Here is a 16976-nt window from a genome sequence, read left to right as displayed (position 1 = left end):
ACATCCTTCGCAGGCCTCTAGTCCGCAGCGGAAACCTGGCCCTAAATTATTTGGAAACATCGGCTCCGAAATATTTCTCGGAAATAGTAAGGTAGGTGCCGTCATTTTTCATATCGGAAATCGCAGCACTGACAGCCTGAACCAGCTCATCTTGTCCCTTCAGGAAGGCTGCCGCACTTTGTGAACCTCCTTCTATTTCATCCACCACCTTGATCTTCACATCCGGCTTCTGCTTCTTCAAATCCAGGTAAGACAAACCGTCATTCACCGTTGCATCGATCCGTCCCGAAATCAGCAGGTCAATAGCCTGGTTGAAACCATCCACTGCCACGATTTCCGCACCATTTTCACTTGCTATTTTGGATAAGTTGCTGGTTAAAGATTGCCCGGACTTCTTCCCCTTAAGATCAGCGAAGCTCGTAATCTCCTCATTATTCTCACCGACAATCAGCACTGCCTTGGAAACGATATAGGGCTCGGAGAAGTCATATTTAACCTTGCGCTCATCCGTAACCGATACTTCATTAAAAATCACATCAAAACGCTTAGCATCCATCCCGGCAAATAATCCGTCCCATTGGGTTTCAAAATATTCCGGCTCCACCCCCAGGCGTTTCGCTACTTCTGTGGCAATCTCAACGTCAAAGCCGGTCAGCTTACCGTCCGTATCGTGATAGGTGAATGGCGCGTAGGTGCCCTCGGTGCCGATCCGCAGCTTGCCCCTGGATTTGACGGCTTGCAGACTGTCGTCTGCTGCAGCTGGAGGTGCCGCGGTTGCAGCAGAACCTGGTTTGGGTGCTGCCGTAGGTTCAGCCGCCGAATTATCGGCTGTATTATTCCCGCAGCCCGACACGGCCAAAGCCAGCAGGAAGAGCAGACTCAACTTACGCATTACAGGTATTTTCATTCCAAATTCCCCTTTCTTAATGACTGAGCTATAGCTTGCCCGGAAAATGCAATAATTTCTCCTCACCCCAGTCGCGCTGTCATCGCAAAAAAACTCCCTGCACATACGCTGCTGCTGCACATGTGCAGGGAGTTCTCTTTCCCCTATCCTGCTATATTCGTGAACGGTCTGCGCCGCCCTCATTGATATTCATTGCCACAGCTTTCCAGGTTGTGCTATATTAATAACCGATTGTAATTTCATAGTGTCCTGTTTATTCACTAGGGGAGTCGCCTGACTGAGATGGAGCTTGATGCTCCGGACCCTTGGAACCTGATCTGGATTATACCAGCGGAGGGAAGTGGAGCAGAATGTTCATAGATTTGCATGGCAATGGCAGATGCAGCGTGGATGATTTGGCCCATTTATTCCTCCGGGAACTAGATGGGTCTTTCTTGTTTTTATGGAAAGGAATGAAATTCAAGCTACTAAGGAGGGGCTGCGTATTACGGAGTTATTATCAATTCAGCATCTGGCCTACAGCTTTCCCGGACCTGTCCGCACTCCGGTATTCTCCAATCTCTCCATGAAGGTGCGGCGCGGAGAATTCATCTCCGTGGTCGGTGCGAGCGGCTGCGGCAAAAGCACTTTGTTCCGCATGATTGCCGGACTGCTGGAGCCAGGCAGCGGCGAGATCAGACTCGCTCTGGATGGCGGAACGCCGGGGCCGCAGCGGCTGGGCAAGGTCGCCTATATGCCGCAGCAGGATCTGCTGCTGCCCTGGCGCACGGCGCTGGACAATTGCCTGCTGCCACTCACCTTAAGCCGCCGGAACAACAAACAGGAAGACGCCGCCCGGGTAAGCGAAATGCTGCGCCAATTCGGACTAGCCGGCTATGAAGCCGCCTACCCGCGCGAGCTGTCCGGCGGCATGCGCCAGCGCGTGGCCTTCATCCGCACCCTTGTAACCGGCAGTGAACTCATGCTGCTGGATGAACCCTTCGGTGCGTTGGACGCCTTGACCAAAAGAGAGCTGCACCGCTGGCTGCTGGACCTGTGGGGGAGCCTGAACAAGACGGTTCTATTCATCACCCACGACCTGGAGGAGGCGCTGCTGCTCAGCGACCGGATTTATCTGATGGCTGCTGGTCCAGAGAAGGACCTGGAAGAGCTGACTGTGGAGCTGCCAAGACCGAGAACACACACGATGAACTATGAGCCACGATTCATTGAATTGCGTGCGCAGCTGGAGCGGAGGTTGTATGAGAGCAAAATCATATAAAGGGCTGCTGCAGAAATACGGGCCGTTCACACTGCTGGCCACGGTGGTGCTGGCGGTTTGGGAGCTAGTGGTCCGGCTGGGCGCTGTCCCGGAGTTCATCCTGCCTGCCCCTTCCTCCATTGGAGCGGCCCTGCTGGAACACCGGAAGCTGCTGATTGGCGTGCATCTGCTCGCCACCTTGCAGGAGGTGCTTACCGGGTTCCTGCTGTCAATCCTATGCGGTACCCTGCTGGGCACGGGAATGTTTATGTTCCGGCCGCTGGAGAAAGCCCTCTATCCTTTTCTAATCATCAGCCAGACGATTCCATTGATTGCCTTGTCGCCGATCTTCATTATGTGGTTCGGCTATACGCTGTGGAGCAAGGTGGCGGTGGTCTTCCTGACCGCGTTCTTCCCGGTGGTGGTCAGCACCTACGACGGCCTCCGCTCAAGCGGCAAAGGCTACAGTGACCTGCTGCTGACGATGGGCGCGAGCCGCTGGCAGGTGCTGGCGAAGACCCAGGCCCCTCTGGCACTGCCTGCCTTCTTCTCCGGCCTTAAGTTGTCGGTTGTATATTGTGTCATTGGGGCGACAATTGGCGAATGGCTGGGCGGCCGTGAGGGTCTGGGCTACTTCAGCCGCCGGATGGCGGGCAATTTACAGAGCGCCGAGATGTTTGCGGCGGTGATTCTGCTGTCGGTCATGGGCATCCTGCTGTTTCTCGCTGTCGCTTGGATTGAAGTAGTTATTTTAAGAAGAAACGGCTCTGCCGTCCTCTGAGGGAGATGGCATCCGTTTCTGCGAAAACAGGAGGATTCCAAACATGAGTCATACCCGTACTAAAAGCAATCTTAGTAAAACTATATTGTTATTCCTGAGCCTGATGCTGATCCTTAGCAGTTGCGGAAGCAACAGCGGAAGCGATAACGCAGCAGCCACAGGTACTCCTGCAGCAGCCAATACACCTGCAGCGGAGAGCGAACCCCACAAGCTGTCGATCATGCTGGACTGGTATCCGAATGCCGTACATTCCTTCTTGTATGCCGCCGAGCAGCAGGGTTATTTCGCCGATGCTGGTCTGGACGTAGAAATCCAGATGCCTGCGGACAGCAATGATGCGCTGAAGCTGGTAGCGGCAGGTAAGGTGGATCTGGCGCTCAGCTACCAGCCCCAGGTGCTGATGGCGCGCGGCGAGCAGATCCCGGTCAAATCGATTGCGGCCCTTGTCAGACATCCGCTGAACCATCTGATGGTGCCACAGGATGGCGCTGTCAAGACACCGAAGGATCTGGCAGGCGGAACGGTCGGCTATTCCTCCATCCCGCTCTATGAAGCGATGATCCGTACGATGGTGGCAAATGATGGCGGAGACCCGGCATCCCTGCAGCTCACCGATATAGGCTTCGATCTGATCCCGGCGATTGCTACCGGCAGAACGGACGCCATTATGGGCGGATTCATTAACCACGAGCAGCTGATTCTGGAAAAAGAAGGCCATCCGGTCCTCTCTCTCGATCCGACTGATTATGGCGTTCCTGACTACTATGAGCTGGTGCTGGTCAGCAGCGAGCAAGGGCTGCAGGATTCGCAGGGCTATTTCAGCCAGTTTATCCAGGCGGCCACCAAAGGCCAGCAGTTTGTGCAGGAGCATCCCAAGGAGGCAATAGCATGGCTGCTGGAGCAAGAGGATGCTACTTCTCCGCTTGATCCGGAGATCGAGCAGAAGAGCCTGCAGATTCTGCTGCCCCTGATGGACGCGGGCAATGAAGCCTTCGGCTATCAGGACCCGGCCGTCTGGGAGCAGGTGCATGAGTGGCTTGCTGACAATAAGCTGCTGAATGCCGAGATTAATGCCAAGGATGCTTTTGTTAATCTGCAATAGATTTCCGTTCATATCAGAATCCGAATCGTCCAGGGGGAATAGTTATGAGTTATCTGTCCAAAGTCCGTGAGAGCAATCCGCTTATTCACAACATTACCAATATTGTAGTGGCCGGCTTCACCGCGAATGGCCTGCTCGCACTTGGCGCCTCGCCGTTTATGGCCGATGCCAGCGAAGAGGTGGCCGATATTGCGGCGATGTCAGCGGCAGTTGTACTGAATATCGGCACGCTTAATGATGCGGCGATCCGTTCCATGCTGCTGGCCGGACAATCAGCCAACCAGCATGGTGTGCCGCTGGTGCTCGATCCCGTCGGTGCCGGGGCTACGGCATTCCGCACGGAAGTCACGCACCGGCTGGTAAGCGAGCTTAAGATTACGGCGCTGCGCGGCAATGTAGCCGAGGTCGCTCATGTGATTGGCGAGAGCTGGTCGATCAAGGGGGTAGATGCCGGAGCGGGCGAAGGCGATGTCCCTCTACTTGCCGTAAGAGCGGCACGCAAGCTGGGCTGCGCCGTCATCATCACCGGCAAGGAAGACATCATTACTGACGGCAGCACTACCTATGTCGCCGGCAACGGCCACTCCATCCTGACTCAGGTGACCGGTACAGGCTGTCTGCTCAGCGCAGTGCTGGGCGCCTTCCTGGCAGTCAGCGGTGGAGCATGGCTGGAAGCGGCTACGGAAGCCCTCTCCTTCTATGGCGTTGCCGCCGAGATCGCCGCAGAACGGACTGCAGGCCAGGGTCCGGGCAGCTTCCAGATCGAATTCCTGAATCAGCTTGCTCTGGTCACTCCAGAACAATACCAAGCCAGATCCAGAGTTAGCCAGCTTCATTAATCCACACCTGACGTTACAAGGAGGACAACATGGATGAGCATCAACAAAGTATTAACCATCGCCGGCTCCGACAGCGGCGGCGGAGCCGGTATTCAGGCTGATCTGAAGACCTTTCAGGAGCTCGGCGTCTATGGCATGTCCGCACTCACCGCTATCACTGCGCAGAATACGCTGGGGGTACAGGGGGTATATCCGCTGTCCCTGGAAGCCATCGCCCAGCAGCTGGATTCCATCGGCGAGGATCTGCAGCCGGATGCCATCAAGACCGGCATGCTGTTCAGCGCCGAGATTATCCGCTGTGTCGCACAGAAGGTGCGGCAGTACGGCTGGCGCAAGCTGGTGATTGACCCGGTGATGGTTGCCAAAGGCGGGGCCGCACTGCTGCTGAGCGAAGCTGTAGAGTCGCTGATCAGCGAGCTGATTCCGCTGGCTTGGGTTACCACCCCCAATATACCCGAAGCCGAACTTCTCACCGGCTTTACGATTGTAAGTCTGTCAGACCGCGAGAACGCAGCCCGGGTCATTCATCAGATGGGTTCGCGTTATGTGGTGCTCAAGGGCGGGCATGATACCGGAACTACAGAAGCTGTGGACCTGCTCTATGATGGCGAACAGTTCAGCTATCTTACGAGCAGACGAATCGATACGCTGCATACTCACGGTACTGGCTGCACCTATTCGGCGGCGCTGGCCGCGGAGTTGTCCAAAGGTCGTACAGTCCAGGAGGCCGCAGCTACGGCCAAGGCGTTCATCCAGGCCGCGATTGAAGATGGGCTTGAACTAGGCGGAGGCCATGGACCGACGAATCATTTTGCCTATCAGAACCGGATGCGGGGTGAGCGTAATGGAGCGTATTAGCAGCAGTGTGATCCGGCAGCAGCTGAAGCTGTATTTCATTATGGGCAGCGGCAACTGCAGCCAAACCCCGGCCGAGGTGCTCCGCGCAGCGATTGCCGGCGGCATTACGATGTTCCAGTTCCGCGAGAAAGGACCCGCCGCCCTAACCGGTGCCGCCTGTATGGAGCTGGCCCGAAGCCTGCAGCAGATCTGCCGGAGCCATGGCATCCCGTTCATCGTCAACGACGATATCGGCCTAGCCGTAACGCTGGATGCCGATGGCATCCATGTCGGGCAGGAGGATGTCCCCGCGCGTACCCTGCGCGAGCAGCTTGGCCCGCGCAAGATCATCGGCGTCTCCGCGCATACGCTGGAGGAAGCAGGCCAGGCGATTGCCGACGGAGCGGATTATCTGGGCGTTGGCCCGGTTTATCCGACGTCGTCGAAGGACGACGCCCGCGCGGTGCAAGGCACGAACACAATCTCAGTGCTCCGCCGCAGCGGCCTGAGTATCCCGCTGGTCGGCATTGGCGGCATTACTGCCGCTAACTGCAGACCGGTTATGGCTGCCGGAGCAGACGGCATCTCCGTGATCTCGGCGATTGCCGGGGCGGCCGACGTCCAGGCTGCGGCGGAAGCGTTCGTGCAGGCCATCGGCTAATGATGGTCAGCCATAATAAATAGAGCAGAGCTTTCCACGGTTATACGGGAAAGCCCTGCTCTTTTTTAATTCGTCGGTTGACACGCAAGTCTACTCCTTCACCACTCACCACAATGCGCATTTGATTACCTCAACCTTACGAACGCCCCTGACAAAGGCACAAACCTACTTGGGAATGGCTGGGGTCCTAAGTAGTAACCAAATCTGCAACTAATCTCGAGTATATCGGGACTATAACGCTCAACAGCCCAAATTAGATGCCTGAGGGGGCTATGGGGAAAAACTACCGTTAATACCTGGCTCATGCTCGATTGTCGTGGCTTATAGGGAAAAGTTACCACTACATCGTCCATTGAGGGCTTTTCGGAGCGGTTAGGACCTCATTAGTGGTAAAAATCCCTATAAGCTCGCCAGAACGCCCAACCTTCGTCCAACTAGCGGTAGAATTTCCCTATCATTCCTCACTGGACCTAAGTAGTAACCAGATTTGCACTTATTATCCTGATAATGGGCGTTTCAGCTGAAATTAGTTGCAATTTCGGTTACTACCTAGGTCCCTGCGTGGGCGAGTAACACAAGGAACACAAGGAACACAAGGGGGCTCTAAGTAGTAACCAATTTCGCATCTTATGACTCCGAATGTTTCAGAGCAACCCTCTAATACTCGCTGGGATCTAAATAATAACAACTATTTCAGCAAAAAGAACAGCTGCTGCAGCTCCGCTTCGTCCATTTCTCTCCACTCTCCCCGCTCCAGCCCGTCAAGCGTAAGGTTCATGATGCGGATCCGCTCCAGTGACAGCACTCTGTAGCCCAAGGCTTTACACATTCGGCGAATCTGCAGGTTCAGCCCCTGAGTCAGGATAACGCCGAATTCACGCTCAGCCACTCTATACAGCCTGCATGGTTCGGTTGTGACGCCCAGGATCTCCACTCCGCCTGCCATTTCCTGTAGAAACGCCTCCGTCACCGCATGATCCACTACTACCCGGTATTCCTTCTCATGCCCGTTCTCGGAGCGCATCATCGAGTTGACAATCGCGCCGTCATTGGTCAGCAGGATCAGTCCCTCGGAGAATTTATCCAATCTGCCCACCGCAAAAATACGTGAAGGATAATTGACATAATCGATAATATTGCCTTCCACCTGCCGGGCCGAGGTACAGGTAATGCCAAGCGGTTTGTTGAGCATCAGATAGACCGGCTTGGCGGTACTTAAGGACAGGAGTTTGCCGTCAAACCGGACTTCATCCCCCTCAATGACCTCTCCACCTTCCGCGCAGACGTTGCCGTTAATCGTTATCCGTCCTGCCGCTATCATGCGGTCGGCCTCTCTGCGTGAGCAAACACCGGTTAAACTCATATATTTGTTGATTCTCATAACAACCTGCCTTCAGGATAGACTTGATTTCATAATGAAAAACATCTGATTTCAGCGAACAAAATCAGATGTTGATGATGGGGAATATGAAAGGTTGCCCGCTCCGGACAATTACTTACTGCTTCCGCCTTTGACTGTGCGGGTTCCTTTGGCTGTCTTGGTTCCCTTGCTCCCGGTAGGTTTGCCGGCTGCTCCGGGAGGACCGCCTACGCTTTTGGCCGGCTTCACCGGCTTAGCTGTTTTGTTCCAGCGTGTCCAGCCCTTGCTGCCTGTTCCCCGGCCTGTACCGCCGCCTTTGCTTTTTGCCATGTTATCACTCCGTCAATAATCAGTATTCGTCGTAGATGCATACGCCTAGTCTATCTTACCATACTTTTACGAATTCTATTTGCTAAGCGGCTGCGCCTGTTTCATCCAGTTTAGAGGAATTTCATATTGCTTCTTGTTGAGGTAGTTGTAGTATTTGTCCACCAGAGCCTTGCCGCCAGCAGTTGTTCCAGCCCACTCACGGTAAAGATCAAAACACTTCAGCCCTTCACTCCGGCGGTCCAGCAGCAGATAGGCCGAAACAACGGCATCAAGAGAAGCTTCAGAAGGTTTGGCCCGAAAGGCTTGTTCCCTTCTTTTCAGTTCGCTCTCCCAAAATTTACGGGTCTCTGCAACGTTTGGCACATAGTGACCGTTCTTCCACTCATATACAGACACAGGCGCAGGTCCCAGCGGCATTTGGCCTAAATACGGCGCACTCAGCAGCTCCTTGCGTCCATCATTGTTAACATCCCGGAACTCCAGATTAACCGCATCATGAACCGTAGTCTGCATGCGCCCGTTCAAAGCTTCAACAAGCAGGTTAGCGGACTCCGGCCGGTTGTCTGCCAGCTCAAACCGGAATGCGGTTTGGCCCCTCAGAGAAACGGTTTCGGCCCATTGATTCTTCACAGGGTTTACCTTTAACCCGCCTTCTATTCGGATCCCGGTCTTCTTGCTGTCAAAGATCACACCCTGATTTCGCATGATCAGAAACTGGGTATAATCGAAGTCGCCTGTATTCCAATAATAAATTTCATAGGTGTCTTTGGCTGTCTGAATCTTCTCTTTATGCACAAAATTCGGATATTTCGCTTCAAGCTGTGCCTGCTGTTGCGCCGGCACGGCTGCAATCGTCTCCGCATGGGCAGCAGGGTACTCTGGACGGCTGAATGAATCTGGCACAGACACACCATTCGCACTAAGCATTACTGCAATCATTGCACTTATAAGTTTCATTATTAACTAACCTCCAAGAATTCTTGTAAGTAGAAACGGCTTCGCCGTCCTTTTAGGGACGGCAACCGTTTCTGCGAGAAATAGAAAGGATAAAGGATCAGGTGAAACTTATACTTACTACTATTTTAAAAAAGACAAAAGACACAGAGTGTCCTTTGTCTTCATTTTCAACCAAAGCTTGTGTAATATGAGGCTGGCGGGTTATTTGGGCTGAATATAACCTTCAGCCTTCAGCAGCTCGGCAATCAGTACCGCGCCGCCTGCAGCACCGCGCAGGGTATTGTGCGAGAGGCTGACAAATTTATAGTCGTACAGGCTGTCTTCACGCAGTCGGCCTGCGGAGATGCCCATGCCCTTCTCAATATCCCGGTCCAGCCGGGTCTGAGGGCGGTTCTCTTCTTCGAAGTAGGTGATGAACTGCTTAGGTGCGCTTGGCAGCTCCAGCTCCTGCGGACGGCCCTGGAAGTTTCTCCACAGGTCGAGAATTTGTTCCTTGGACGGCTTCTGCTCGAAGGAAACAAACACTGCCGCCATATGCCCGTCAGCAACCGGCACACGGATACATTGCGAAGTAATGACCGGCTGCTGGGCGGGAACAATCTGTCCGTTCTCGATGCTGCCCCAGATACGCAGCGGCTCCTGCTCGCTTTTCTCTTCTTCTCCGCCGATATAGGGAATAACATTATCCAGCATTTCCGGCCAGTCGGTAAAGGTCTTGCCTGCTCCCGAAATCGCTTGATACGTCGTAACCACTACCTTGGACGGCTTATAATCCTTAAGCGCATTCAGCGCTGGCATGAAACTTTGGATGGAACAGTTAGGCTTAACCGCGATGAAGCCGGTTGAGGTGCCGAGACGTTCTCTTTGCTGTTCAATGACCTTCAGATGTCCCGGATTAATCTCAGGAATTACCATTGGCACATCAGGTGTCCAGCGGTGTGCCGAATTGTTGGAAATTACCGGAGTTCCGGTCTTGGCGTAAGCTTCCTCCAATGCCTTGATCTCATCCTTCTTCATATCTACGGCACAAAAAATCAAATCAACATCCGCGGCGACTTCGTCCACACGGGAAGCATCCTGAACCATAATCTGCTTGACGCGCTCTGGCATGGCGGATTCTAGCTTCCATCTGCCTGAAACGGATTCTTCGTACGTTCTGCCAGCCGACTTGGCACTGGCAGCAATCGCCGTTACCTCAAACCAGGGATGATTCTCAAGCAAAGCGATAAACCGCTGGCCCACCATTCCCGTACCGCCGACTATTCCTGCTCTAAGCTTTCTTGACATGAGAAACCACACTTCCTTTTAAGTAACTGTCCTATCCGAAGAATAGGCCGATAATTAATGATATACGCCCCGTAGAGAATTTGCGAGTCTTAAGTGTAAAATAAACACGGCAAATTGTCCACCGCCTCTTCCTTCCATCGCAAAACAGGAAATTTATCCCGGCATAGTGCCCAGCCGTTTCGCCAGCTCAGCCAGATCCTGGCCCTTCAACGCGCCTTCCACCAGCGGTGGCAGCAGCGCAGGCGTACAGGCGAAGCTGGGGGTCCCAACATGGGACAGTTGATTCGCGAGATGCTGGTCATAGAACGGCTTGCCGCTGTCCGAGAGGGCCAGCAGGCACATCGTACGCACCCCGGATTCACGCATCTCTTTCATCCGGCGCACCAGGCCGGACTGGTTGCCGCCCTCGTAGAGGTCCGAGATCAGAATAAACAGTGTTTTCTTCGGCTCCTCAATAAACTGTTCGCAATATCTGACCGATTTATGAATATCCGTTCCCCCGCCAAGCTGGATGCCGAACAACATATCAACCGGATCATTGGCGCATTTCTCGGTTAGGTCGACCACCTCCGTGTCAAACACCACCACTCTGCTGCTCAACGCCGGGATGCTGGCGAAGATCGAGCCTACCACAGAAGCCCAGATAATCGAGTCGGCCATCGAACCGCTCTGGTCGATGTCGATGATTACTGTCCACTCTTTGCTGCGCTGAGCGCGGTCGAAGTAATAGAACTTCTCCGGGATGATCTGCCGGCGCTCCGTGTCATAATGCTTCAGGTTGCGCTGAATGGTCCGCTTCCAGTCCAGGCCGCTTAGTGAAGGCAAGGGCGAATGCTGCCGCTTGTTAAGCGCACCGGTCACGGCGCGGCGGATATTCGTCTCCAGCAGCTTCACCAGGTCGTCCACCACGCCCTGCACCAAGAGGCGCGCAGTATCCTTGGTTTTCTCCGGGATCTTGCCCTTCAGCGACATCAGCGTGCCTACCAGCTGGATATCCGGCTTCACCGAAGCGAGCAGTTCCGGCTCGAACAGCAGCTGCTTCCAGCCTTTACGCTCCATCGCATCATTCTGGATGATGGAGACGACATCCTCCGGGAACAGCGACCGCACATCGCCCAGCCATTTGGACAGGTTCACTGCGCCGCGTCCGCGTCCAGCGCCTCTGGCCGAACCAGGGCCGCTGGACGCGCCCGCTGCGCCGTTCTGATCTTCATAGATCGCCGCCAGGGCCGCATCCATAATCTCTTCATCTTGGGTCAGGCCGATGCTGAAGTCCTCACAGTAGCCGGAGAGCTGACCTTCGGCTTCCCGGCCCAGAATCAGCCGCCAACGGGAGACAGAGTTCTCTTCTCTTGGTTCACTCATATCCTAAAAGTCCTCAAAGTCAAAATCATTCAGCTCATCCAGCATGGTTGTCTCTTCCTCCTTGAGTTCACCCGTAAGCACCTCTGCCGCCTGCTGGGCATGCACGCCCCAAATCTCGCCCAGCAGCTCGGCAATCATCGTCTTCTCCTTGGGGGAGAAGGTGCTGAACGCTCTGCGCAGAAACACAAGCGCACGCTTGAATTCCTCATCCTCCAGGGCGTTGATGTAATCATTCAGCTGCTCCCAGAGGCTCATCCGCGACAGCAAGCCGTAGCGGTTGCGCATCGAGAGCCCTTCGAACCAGCCGGCGCCGAGGTCCGCCGGGATGCCCGGAGACAGGCGCCGGGACACTTCGGCGGCGCACTGCTCAGCGGTTATCGCCCCGCGCTCCATCAGGATCGCGCAGGCGAACCCGGACAGCCGCGGATGACGGTCATCCCGCGCCGACAACTGCTGCAGCTCGCTTAGCCAGAGCTGCTCATCCACAGTCTCGCTATGATCCTGGGCGATCCGGTTCAGCTGGTTCATAGCAGCGATCATCCGCTCGGAAGCCTCGTCACTGCAGCCAGCGGCATCCTGCAGATACAAGGAGCCGCGGTAGAACAATTGCTCCAGCAGCGGCACAAGCGGCTGAACGTCAACCTTGCGGATATCGCCGTAGCCGATAATAACGGACAGCTCGTGGGCGGCGGCGGCAATCTCCGCCACATCGCGGCTGTCTGCGGCCAGCCGCTGCAGCACGCTGCGCCCTTCGTCCATCTGCCGGGTCATGCTGCACCGGCAGGCAGCGGCAATCAGCGCTGAAGCTTCTCTTATCGAGCTGCAATGCTGGAATTTCTCCCGCAGCACATAAGCGCAGGCCACCTCAACCGTCTCCCCCAGCAAGGTCGATTCCACGACCTCAATCTCCACCTCGGGAGACCACTGGAGCAGCCAGTTCTCAGCCCAGGTGGCCCCTTCCTGCGTGCTGGCCTGTTTCTTGGCCAGGGAGATACCCAACAGCTGCAGCCGGTGAAACAGTATGGAGCGGTTCAAATCCAGATACGCGGCCTCTGCAGAGCTGACCCGCCGGTTCTCGCGCAGATCGAGCGACAGTGCGGTGGCTACCGCTGTCTTATATTTCTCCAGCTTCAGCCGCTTCAGATGGCGGTTCAGATCGTCCTGAATCGGGGTCTGGCTGACCCCTTCAGCCAAACTGCCAATCTCGGTGCCCACATCTGCTCTCGCCAAGGCCTCGGCCACGGTGGAGAGATCCCCGTGCCCCAGCAGTGTCTGCGCCGCATCGCGCAGATCACGCAGCACAGGCGCGCTCCCGCCGTGAAGTGCGGCCAGTGACTCCGCCATGCGGACCGCTTCAATCACCTCGGCGGTCGAGCGGTGGGTCCCGCTGCTGCGGAGCTGCCGCGCTACCGTTGAGAGGTACAGGGCAGGCAGCTTCTCCGGCACGCCCGCCTCCATCGTTTCCCACATCAGCTGGAAATAATGGGGAGCTGCGTTGCCTGCCCCATATCCGGACATGCTGGACAGCTTGTAGTAGGAATACGGCATCAGGGTCAGCTTGGTACTACGGGAAGGCAGCGCCGCCAGCTCCTGGTCGCTCATCGATTCGGTGAGGTCGGCAAGGGCTGCGGCGTGATAAGCGCCGCAGACCACTACAATCCGCTGCGGGTCATGCCCGGCGGCAATCGTCTGCTTGATCTTGCGCCTCATATGCGATTCGCGCAAATAATTATAGGCATGCTCGGCCGGACGCTCCAGCTGCTCCTTCTGCTCGCCCAGGCTTCTCATCTCGGCGGAGAAGGCCAGAATCGAGTCGCGGTAGGCTCCCGGACTGGCATTATGCTCATAATTGCGTTCCCAATACATCTCATAATCGGCCTCTCCGGCCATTTCGGCAATCCGGCTGTACACGGAACGTTCCGGTTCAGCCGCTGCTTCCGGTTCGGCAGCTGATACTGCCGATGGCTCCTCCGACTCCTTCCATCGGGGGTGGAGGACATCCTGCAGCGCCAGCGAGACGGAGGACGGCAGATCGATAAAAATGGCTTCCGCTCCCTGCCGCTGCGCCCATCTCATGGCCTGCAGCTCCGGTGAATAGACGGCAAAGGGCCATAACACCGTCCGCACCGGCACAGCATCCGTGAAGGCCAGGATGGCAGCAGGCGGCTTCGTGGAAGGATGGGTCAGATGCCGGATCTCATCTGTGGCATCGGCCGGTCCTTCAATCAGCACAGCCGTGGGCTGAATCTCATCCAGATAATCAAGCAGATGTTTCGCGCCGCCCGGGGAGAGGTGGCGTACCCCAAAGATAAATACAGAGCCATCCGCTATGGAGTTCACTCGTTCATCTCCTTGCAGGCCTGATAGAGCCCCCGCCACTCGCTTCCCCTTTTCTTCATTACATTATCCAGATATTCCTTCCAGACCTGCTTATCCTTGTCGTCATCCTTGACAATGGCTCCCTGCAGCCCGGCTGCAAGATCACGGTCAGTCAGCTCCCCGTTGCCGAAGCTCGCCGCCAGCGCCATGCTGTTGGTCAGCAGTGAAATCGCCTCTGCGGTTGAGATCACGCCTGCGGGCGATTTCAGCTTCTCCTTGCGGTCCACCGTCATGCCGCTGCGCAGCTCCCGGAAGATCGTGACCACTTTCAGCAGCGCTTCATCCTTCGGAAGCGAAGCCCGCAGTTCATAGGAAGCGGCAATTTCGCCGACCCGCTTCTTGACAATCGATAGCTCGGTCGCAAGATCCGACGGCGCAGGCAGCACAATGATATTGAACCGCCGCTTCAGCGCGGCCGACATTTCGTTCACACCGCGGTCCCGGGTATTCGCGGTGGCGATAATCGAGAAGCCCTTGCGCGCGCTGGTCTCCTTGCCCAGCTCCGGCACCGAGATCGTCTTCTCGGAGAGAATCGAGATCAGTGCATCCTGCACCTCGGAAGCGCAACGGGAGATTTCCTCGAACCGGGCAATCCCGCCATCCTCCATGGCCCGCATGATTGGGCTTCTTACCATCGCTTCCGGGGAAGGCCCGTTCGCCAGCAGCATGGCATAGTTCCAGGAATAGCGCACATGCTCTTCACTTGTGCCGGCAGTGCCTTGGACCACTAATCCGGAATTACCGTATATGGCTGCCGCCAGATTCTCGGACAGCCAGGATTTGGCCGTTCCCGGCTCACCGATCAGCAGCAGAGCACGGTCGGTGACCAGGGTGGCAATCGCCATCTCGATCAATCTTGTGTTGCCGATATATTTGGGTGTAATCACCGTCTTGCCCGCCTTGCCTCCGGCAATAAAGGTCAACACGGAACGGGGCGACATCTTCCAGCCGGCTGGAATACTCCCCTTCTCTTCCTTGATCAACGCCTCCAGCTCATGGCTGTATAACAGCTCTGCCGGCAGGCGCATCATATCCTGAAGCTGATCTTGCTCTGTTGTCATCAGTTCATCTCCTTTAGAATAGGCTTCACGGACTCGCGCAAGATATGCACAACCTCTTTGATCTGTCTAACGATGTAGAAAGACGAGTATTGCGGAATCACGGCTTCCAGACGATCTGCATATTCCGGCGGAAACTGCAGCATCTGATTGTACAGGACGGCGTTGATGTTGTAGCCCAAGTTCGTCTTCTTGTCTTCCAGCACCTCCAGCAGGAGGGCATCACGCAGCTGCTTATCGGCCTTCGCGCGTTCCAGACCGGCGAATACAGCTCTAATGATTATGTAACCGGTGGAATTCTTGATCTGCTTGCGATCCTTCATCGTCTTCACAAGATATTTCTCTACTCTGGGATGTCCGGGACGGGCAAACTCACTGACGAGTCCGATTTCATCACGGTCAATCAGCCAATCCAGCCAGCGGGGATCCCAGCCTGCCGCCAGATGCTCCACCGGAGTTACCTCAAACTCGTAATGTGCCCCTCCGTTGGCCAATGACCACTGCTGAAGATATTCTTGTCGTTTCTGTTTTAGGATTGAATCGATTGAATCGACAATCTTTTCTTCACGGGCTTTGGCTTTTTTGGATACTACGGATTTCAGGCGGTTTACAGTAGAACCTACATGCCGCATATACAGCTCATCCGGCGGCAGGATCGCATAGCCCAGACGGAATGTATAAGACAGATACACCGGATACTGCTTATCCAGTTCCTCCAGCAACTCCAACCCTTTCGGCGAACCGGAACGTTCCAAATAAACAGCTGTTAATATTAGAACATGCTGCAAGCCCAGGGCAGCGAACGTTTCGGCTCTCCCCACAATATGTCCAAAAATATCCATCAACAGCGGGTGCTGGGCATAGCTGAACGCGGTCAGGTAAGGTTCAAGCCGCTTCTCTGCTTTGTCCGCCTCCTTCTTCTCTGCAGGAGCGGCCGGGAGCTGTTCCAGCTCAGCTGTAAAGAGCGGAGCAAGCCGCTCTGTCATCTGCGGAGAAGGGTGCTTCTGGATCGCAGCGGCCACCAGCAGCTTGTCTTTGCCCGTGAACGCCTCCAGCAATGTTTCCCTCCCTTCGGCAGTGCCCCCTTCCGCCAATGCATGGTAAGCCGCTTCGCGGATGGGCTTCTTCTTGTCCTTCGTATAAGCAATTAGCGCTTCGGTGTAATCTTCATGACCGGCAAGCGCCTCAATCGCTGCCGCTCTTACCTCATCCGCCGCTTCTTCGGCAGTCTGAAACAGCAAGTCAAGCACCTGGCCGCCGCCCACCTTACGGATCACATTCAGCTTGCGGACTTCACTTTTGCCGCCGCCGGGATTGAAGTCCTGTACCAGATAAGGCACGATGGGGGCTCCGTAGGCGGGAAGAATGGTATTCATCGCGAAATCGGCCAGCTCTGAATAAGGATCATCGAGCGCCTTCAAGGCAAAGGGAAGCAGACGCAGATCCTGAAACAACCCGGCCGCGAAGGCAGCCGTCACAATCTCGTAACGCCCGCTGCCGGTGGTAGTCAAAGCCCGCTGCACTTCGGCCAGCCTGCGGTAGCCGAACTGCGAGGACAGCATTACCCCTTGACCTTCAATATCCTGTACCTCTCCGTCAACAGTGGTTGTCCCCTGGGTATATAATACCGAACCCAGCAGCAGAGCAAGATTCTGCAGCCCTAGTGCTGTCCCCGTTCCTTCTGAAGGTTCGAGAATCGCCGTGATGCCTTCGCCCAGCTTCTTGAACACCGGCGCCCGCTCACCCAGCTGCTGGAACTGAGGCAACAGACGTTTCAGCCGGAAGTCTCCGGCAGCCAGGTCGCTCCCGGCAATATATAGTCTTCTCACTTCTTGATGAAGCTCTTGCAGCAATGCAGTACTCATCAGTTATC

15 protein-coding genes and 1 riboswitch are annotated in these 16976 nt (G+C 55.5%); of the genes, 6 read left to right on the top strand and 9 right to left on the bottom strand.

Going from position 1 to position 16976, the window contains the following annotated elements; genetic code table 11:
• Positions 1-46: 46 nt before the first annotated feature.
• Positions 47-892: an amino acid ABC transporter substrate-binding protein gene (locus B9T62_RS10145; RefSeq protein ID WP_087920212.1), complete on the bottom strand. Its 846-nt coding sequence runs from the start codon at positions 890-892 to the stop codon at positions 47-49.
• Between the two features lie 267 nt (positions 893-1159).
• Positions 1160-1263, top strand: a riboswitch (TPP riboswitch).
• Positions 1264-1349: 86 nt separating this feature from the next.
• Between B9T62_RS10145 and B9T62_RS10140 the strand changes: the two genes are divergently transcribed.
• The 6 genes from B9T62_RS10140 to thiE are packed head-to-tail and all read left to right on the top strand — an operon-like array spanning position 1350 to position 6367.
• A complete protein-coding gene (locus tag B9T62_RS10140; RefSeq protein ID WP_087915148.1) occupies positions 1350-2168 on the top strand; it encodes an ABC transporter ATP-binding protein in 819 nt (272 codons plus the stop codon).
• Positions 2149-2928: an ABC transporter permease gene (locus B9T62_RS10135; RefSeq protein WP_087915147.1), complete on the top strand. Its 780-nt coding sequence runs from the start codon at positions 2149-2151 to the stop codon at positions 2926-2928. Before B9T62_RS10140 ends, B9T62_RS10135 begins: the two co-directional genes overlap by 20 nt.
• A gap of 43 nt (positions 2929-2971) precedes the next feature.
• Positions 2972-4030, top strand: coding sequence for an ABC transporter substrate-binding protein (locus B9T62_RS10130; RefSeq protein ID WP_169834362.1), 1059 nt, complete (start codon positions 2972-2974; stop codon positions 4028-4030).
• A gap of 44 nt (positions 4031-4074) precedes the next feature.
• Positions 4075-4869: a hydroxyethylthiazole kinase gene (thiM, locus tag B9T62_RS10125; protein ID WP_087915146.1), complete on the top strand. Its 795-nt coding sequence runs from the start codon at positions 4075-4077 to the stop codon at positions 4867-4869.
• 33 nt (positions 4870-4902) lie between these two features.
• Positions 4903-5727, top strand: coding sequence for a bifunctional hydroxymethylpyrimidine kinase/phosphomethylpyrimidine kinase (gene thiD / locus B9T62_RS10120; protein ID WP_087915145.1), 825 nt, complete (start codon positions 4903-4905; stop codon positions 5725-5727).
• Entirely contained in the window at positions 5714-6367 is a 654-nt protein-coding gene (thiE, locus tag B9T62_RS10115) for a thiamine phosphate synthase (protein WP_087915144.1), read from the top strand. Before thiD ends, thiE begins: the two co-directional genes overlap by 14 nt.
• Positions 6368-7055: 688 nt before the next feature.
• Here thiE and B9T62_RS10110 read toward each other — a convergent pair.
• The 8 genes from B9T62_RS10110 to B9T62_RS10075 form a co-directional block, all read right to left on the bottom strand.
• Positions 7056-7748: a pseudouridine synthase gene (locus B9T62_RS10110; RefSeq protein WP_087915143.1), complete on the bottom strand. Its 693-nt coding sequence runs from the start codon at positions 7746-7748 to the stop codon at positions 7056-7058.
• Positions 7749-7859: 111 nt separating this feature from the next.
• On the bottom strand, positions 7860-8057 hold the full coding sequence (locus B9T62_RS10105) for a DUF3934 family protein (RefSeq protein WP_087915142.1): 198 nt from the start codon (positions 8055-8057) through the stop codon (positions 7860-7862).
• 75 nt (positions 8058-8132) lie between these two features.
• On the bottom strand, positions 8133-9014 hold the full coding sequence (locus B9T62_RS10100) for a hypothetical protein (RefSeq protein ID WP_087915141.1): 882 nt from the start codon (positions 9012-9014) through the stop codon (positions 8133-8135).
• A gap of 201 nt (positions 9015-9215) precedes the next feature.
• Positions 9216-10301: an aspartate-semialdehyde dehydrogenase gene (gene asd / locus B9T62_RS10095; RefSeq protein WP_087915140.1), complete on the bottom strand. Its 1086-nt coding sequence runs from the start codon at positions 10299-10301 to the stop codon at positions 9216-9218.
• 153 nt (positions 10302-10454) lie between these two features.
• The gene (locus B9T62_RS10090; protein WP_087915139.1) at positions 10455-11666 is read right to left on the bottom strand and encodes a VWA domain-containing protein; all 1212 of its coding nucleotides are present in this window, start codon (positions 11664-11666) and stop codon (positions 10455-10457) included.
• A 3-nt stretch (positions 11667-11669) separates the two neighbouring features.
• Complete coding sequence (locus B9T62_RS10085) at positions 11670-14006, bottom strand: DUF5682 family protein (protein ID WP_087915138.1); 2337 nt, start codon at positions 14004-14006, stop codon at positions 11670-11672.
• Positions 14003-15106 (bottom strand): AAA family ATPase, encoded by a 1104-nt coding sequence (locus B9T62_RS10080; RefSeq protein ID WP_087915137.1) that lies wholly within the window; start codon positions 15104-15106, stop codon positions 14003-14005. Before B9T62_RS10080 ends, B9T62_RS10085 begins: the two co-directional genes overlap by 4 nt.
• Positions 15106-16968, bottom strand: a complete 1863-nt coding sequence (locus B9T62_RS10075; RefSeq protein WP_087915136.1) for a HEAT repeat domain-containing protein — start codon at positions 16966-16968, stop codon at positions 15106-15108. The genes B9T62_RS10080 and B9T62_RS10075 overlap by 1 nt, the downstream gene beginning before the upstream one ends.
• Between the last annotated feature and the right edge of the window lie 8 nt (positions 16969-16976).

The organism is Paenibacillus donghaensis (genome assembly GCF_002192415.1).
In the GTDB taxonomy this organism is placed as follows: Bacteria; Bacillota; Bacilli; order Paenibacillales; family Paenibacillaceae; genus Paenibacillus_AQ; species Paenibacillus_AQ donghaensis.
The sequence above is the reverse complement of the archived record's forward strand: the minus strand, read 5'-3'. Positions and strand labels throughout refer to the sequence as shown.

Bases quoted from the DNA above. Each gene is read 5' to 3' on its own strand.
- B9T62_RS10135 (WP_087915147.1), top strand. From the start codon at position 2,149: ATGAGAGCAAAATCATATAAAGGGCTGCTGCAGAAATACGGGCCGTTC.
- B9T62_RS10090 (WP_087915139.1), bottom strand. From the start codon at position 11,666: ATGAGTGAACCAAGAGAAGAGAACTCTGTCTCCCGTTGGCGGCTGATT.
- B9T62_RS10080 (WP_087915137.1), bottom strand. From the start codon at position 15,106: ATGACAACAGAGCAAGATCAGCTTCAGGATATGATGCGCCTGCCGGCA.
- thiM (WP_087915146.1), top strand. From the start codon at position 4,075: ATGAGTTATCTGTCCAAAGTCCGTGAGAGCAATCCGCTTATTCACAAC.
- B9T62_RS10075 (WP_087915136.1), bottom strand. From the start codon at position 16,968: ATGAGTACTGCATTGCTGCAAGAGCTTCATCAAGAAGTGAGAAGACTA.
- B9T62_RS10130 (WP_169834362.1), top strand. From the start codon at position 2,972: ATGAGTCATACCCGTACTAAAAGCAATCTTAGTAAAACTATATTGTTA.
- B9T62_RS10145 (WP_087920212.1), bottom strand. From the start codon at position 892: ATGCGTAAGTTGAGTCTGCTCTTCCTGCTGGCTTTGGCCGTGTCGGGC.
- B9T62_RS10140 (WP_087915148.1), top strand. From the start codon at position 1,350: ATGGAAAGGAATGAAATTCAAGCTACTAAGGAGGGGCTGCGTATTACG.
- B9T62_RS10110 (WP_087915143.1), bottom strand. From the start codon at position 7,748: ATGAGAATCAACAAATATATGAGTTTAACCGGTGTTTGCTCACGCAGA.
- thiD (WP_087915145.1), top strand. From the start codon at position 4,903: ATGAGCATCAACAAAGTATTAACCATCGCCGGCTCCGACAGCGGCGGC.
- B9T62_RS10100 (WP_087915141.1), bottom strand. From the start codon at position 9,014: ATGAAACTTATAAGTGCAATGATTGCAGTAATGCTTAGTGCGAATGGT.
- B9T62_RS10105 (WP_087915142.1), bottom strand. From the start codon at position 8,057: ATGGCAAAAAGCAAAGGCGGCGGTACAGGCCGGGGAACAGGCAGCAAG.
- asd (WP_087915140.1), bottom strand. From the start codon at position 10,301: ATGTCAAGAAAGCTTAGAGCAGGAATAGTCGGCGGTACGGGAATGGTG.
- thiE (WP_087915144.1), top strand. From the start codon at position 5,714: ATGGAGCGTATTAGCAGCAGTGTGATCCGGCAGCAGCTGAAGCTGTAT.